The sequence below is a fragment of the Mesorhizobium sp. M7A.F.Ca.CA.003.01.2.1 genome, from assembly GCF_003998945.1.
In the GTDB taxonomy this organism is placed as follows: Bacteria; Pseudomonadota; Alphaproteobacteria; order Rhizobiales; family Rhizobiaceae; genus Mesorhizobium; species Mesorhizobium ciceri.
In genome coordinates, this window is the sequence record NZ_RZRA01000718.1 from 1 (window position 1) to 3,026 (window position 3,026).

3 protein-coding genes and 1 pseudogene are annotated in these 3,026 nt (G+C 64.2%); 2 read left to right on the plus strand and 2 right to left on the minus strand.

Annotation, left to right across the window (positions count from 1 at the left end; genetic code table 11):
- Nucleotides 1-120 (plus strand): annotated as a pseudogene (locus EN969_RS36215) (peroxidase); the annotation flags it as partial.
- A 41-nt stretch (nt 121-161) separates the two neighbouring features.
- Here EN969_RS36215 and EN969_RS24275 read toward each other — a convergent pair.
- Together EN969_RS24275 and EN969_RS24280 are read right to left on the minus strand one after the other, a co-directional pair.
- Entirely contained in the window at nt 162-683 is a 522-nt protein-coding gene (locus EN969_RS24275; protein WP_013531009.1) for a hypothetical protein, read from the minus strand.
- Nucleotides 684-800: 117 nt separating this feature from the next.
- Nucleotides 801-2,213 carry an FAD-linked oxidase C-terminal domain-containing protein gene (locus EN969_RS24280; RefSeq protein ID WP_013531008.1) on the minus strand — a complete coding sequence of 471 codons (1,413 nt, stop codon included), beginning with the start codon at nt 2,211-2,213 and terminating at the stop codon, nt 801-803.
- 163 nt (nt 2,214-2,376) lie between these two features.
- Here EN969_RS24280 and EN969_RS24285 point away from each other — a divergent pair, with 163 nt between their 5' ends.
- A complete protein-coding gene (locus EN969_RS24285; protein WP_013531007.1) occupies nt 2,377-2,856 on the plus strand; it encodes a thioesterase family protein in 480 nt (159 codons plus the stop codon).
- Nucleotides 2,857-3,026 lie beyond the last annotated feature (170 nt).

Below are 3,026 nucleotides of genomic sequence, written 5' to 3' on the forward strand. Positions count from 1 at the left end.
GCCTACGACCGCCTGCTCGATTTCTCCACACCGCACACCGGCACGACATTCTTCGCGCCAACCCGCCCCATGCTGCAGACGCTTGTCGAGGGCGGACAGGCGAAGCCTGCCGCACGGTAGGCAGGCGTCCTCAACGATTTCAGCCCGCGATCACCGCGAATTCAGCGTGCGTCGCGCTTTGCCTGTGCCACCTTGGCCGCCCTGCGCTGCCGGCCGAGTTCCATTGGCCGGACCAGATCCGGCGCCCTCTGGTTCGCCACCGGCCGCATACCCCTGCGCGCGGTGCGCGAGTTGAAGGCGGGGCCGTCCGATGCCGCCCCTTGCTTCATCACCAATGCCTTGCGCGCATTCTCGATCAGCGAAACGCTGGCGGCCAGTTGCCGGCGCCGCTCGGCCTCGCCATTCAGGCGCCGCATGGCCATGGCCAGCACCGCAAGCTTGAGCTGCGACCCGCCATCAGCCTTCGAAGGCGTAGCGCCCTTCGCCGCGCCCTTGCCCCGGATCTCACGCCGGCGGCGGTGTGCTTCGGTCTGCGCCTTGTCGCGCCGCTCCCGCAACAGCTTGACCAGGCCGGCAAGATCGGCGTCGGAGAGCTCCTGCACCGCCGGATGGTGAGACTTCTCCACCAGATCGTGTTCGTCGGCACTCAGCGCGCGCGCTTCTTCCTTGCGTGAAATCGCCATGGCATCCTCCTCCGCTGGCACGCCTGTTGGCTTCAGGCCCTGCTACCGGCCAAGCCTCGGCCCGAATGGTGGCGCGGTCAAGACTGGCCGCCTACGAACCTTGCGTCGGAAAATCGGTTAGTTTCCCGGCAAGATCTTGCCCGGGTTCATGATATCAAGCGGATCGAGCGCCTGCTTGATGGTGCGCATGATGTCGACGCCGTGGCCGAGCTCGTGGCGCAGGAAGCCGATCTTGCCCTGGCCGATGCCGTGCTCGCCGGTGCAGGTGCCGTCCATGGCGATGGCCCGCATGTTGAGCCGCGCGACGAATTTTTCCGACAGCGCGATCTCCTTGGGATCGTTCACATCCATCAGCACAAGCACGTGGAAATTGCCGTCGCCGGCATGGCCGACGATCGGCGCGATCAGGCCCATCTCGGCGATATCGGCCTCGGTTTCCATGACGCATTCGGCAAAGCGCGAGATCGGCACGCAGACATCGGTCGACAGCCCCTTGGCTCCCGGCCGCAGGGTCAGCGACGACCAGTAGGCGTCGTGCCTCGCCTTCCACAATTTGGTGCGCTCCTCGGCGACGCTGGTCCACAGGAACGGCCCGCCGCCATTTTCCTCCGCGATCATGCCGAAGGTTTCGGCCTGTTCGGCAACGCCGGCATCGCTACCATGAAACTCGACGAACAGGCACGGGCTCTCGGGATAGTCGAGCTTGGAATAATTCTTCATCGCCCGCATCTGCAAGGCGTTGACCAGTTCGATGCGCGCCACCGGGATGCCCATCTGGATCGTCGCGATGACCGCGTTGCAGGCCGCCTCGACGCTCGGAAACGGGCAGACGCCGCCGGAGATCGCCTGCGGGATGCCTTGCAGCTTCAAGGTCAGCGACGTGATGATGCCGAGCGTGCCTTCCGAGCCGACCAGCAGCCGCGTCAGATCATAGCCGGCCGAGCTCTTTTTCGCCCGCTTGCCGGTTGTCACCGTTTCGCCGTCGGCCATGACGGCGGTCAGCGACAGCACGTTCTCGCGCATCGTTCCGTAGCGCACCGCGTTGGTGCCGGAGGCCCGCGTTGCGGCCATGCCGCCCAGCGAGGCATTGGCGCCGGGATCGATCGGAAAGAACAGGCCGGTGTCGCGCAGATGCCGGTTCAAATCCTCACGGGTGACGCCGGGTTCGACCGTGCAGTCGAGATCCTGCGGATTGACCGCCAGGATACGGTTCATGCGCGATGTGTCGACCGATATGCCGCCGCCCGGTGCGTTGGTGTGACCCTCCAGCGAGGAGCCGACGCCGAAGGCGATCACCGGCACGCGGTGCGCCGCACAGGCGCGCACGATCTCCTGCACCTCGGCCGTCGTCTCGGGGAACGCAACGCCATCCGGTGCCTGCGTCGGAATGTAGGTGGTGGTATGTGCATGCTGCGAGCGGATCGCCTGGCCGGTCTGGAATCGCTCGCCGAGCTGCTGCTTGAGGATCCCGAGCACCGCAGCGATGCCTTCCTCGTTGCGTTCGACCGGGTTGAGGTCGCTCAGAGCCATGAATTCCTCCGCGAATGGACCAGCGTCCATGCTTGTTATGCGTCTATGGATGCGTAAAGCAATTCCAGGAAAAGTGTGAAGCGGTTTTCCGTCCGAAATTGCGTCAGAACAAATAGAGTCTCCGGAGCCACGCTCTGTCCAGCACCAGAACAAGGAAGTTTCGATGCCCATCCCCACTCCCTTCGTCTCGAAACCCATGGACATCGAGAAGGACTGGATCGACTACAACGGCCATCTCAACATGGCCTATTACAACGTGCTGTTCGACCGCTGCTCGGACGACGCCTTCGAGGCAATGGGCATGGGACCGAACTATGCCAGGGATCGCCGCCTCACCATCTACACCGCCGAAGTCCATGTCTGCTACGTGCAGGAGCTGCATCTCGAGCACAAGGTCACGGTCTCCTTCCAGCTCATCGACCATGACGACAAGCGGCTGCGGGCCTATCAGGAAATCCGCCATGTCGACGGCTGGCTGGCCGCGACTTCCGAATCGCTGTCGCTGCATGTCGACATGTCCGGGCCGAAGGTGGCGCCCTTCCCCGCCGATGTGCTGGCCAGGGTCGAAGACATGCGCGCCGCCCATTCGGCCCTGCCGATGCCGGAACGGGCCGGCCGCTCGATCGGCATCAAACGCAAATAGGGCGATGCCGACACGTCTCGTTTCCGGCTTCAAAGCCACACCGGCGATCTAAAATCGCAGAACCTTGCCATCGACCGGCGGCGGCGCTTGAAGCGGCGCGGCGCCCTCGTTAACCTTACCAAGGTTTTAACGGGAACAAGCCATTTGAGCCGTTGCGCGACTCAGCGGGC

Coding starts and splice junctions, on each gene's coding strand:
- EN969_RS24280 (WP_013531008.1), bottom strand. CDS start 2,213: ATGGCTCTGAGCGACCTCAACCCGGTCGAACGCAACGAGGAAGGCATC.
- EN969_RS24285 (WP_013531007.1), top strand. CDS start 2,377: ATGCCCATCCCCACTCCCTTCGTCTCGAAACCCATGGACATCGAGAAG.
- EN969_RS24275 (WP_013531009.1), bottom strand. CDS start 683: ATGGCGATTTCACGCAAGGAAGAAGCGCGCGCGCTGAGTGCCGACGAA.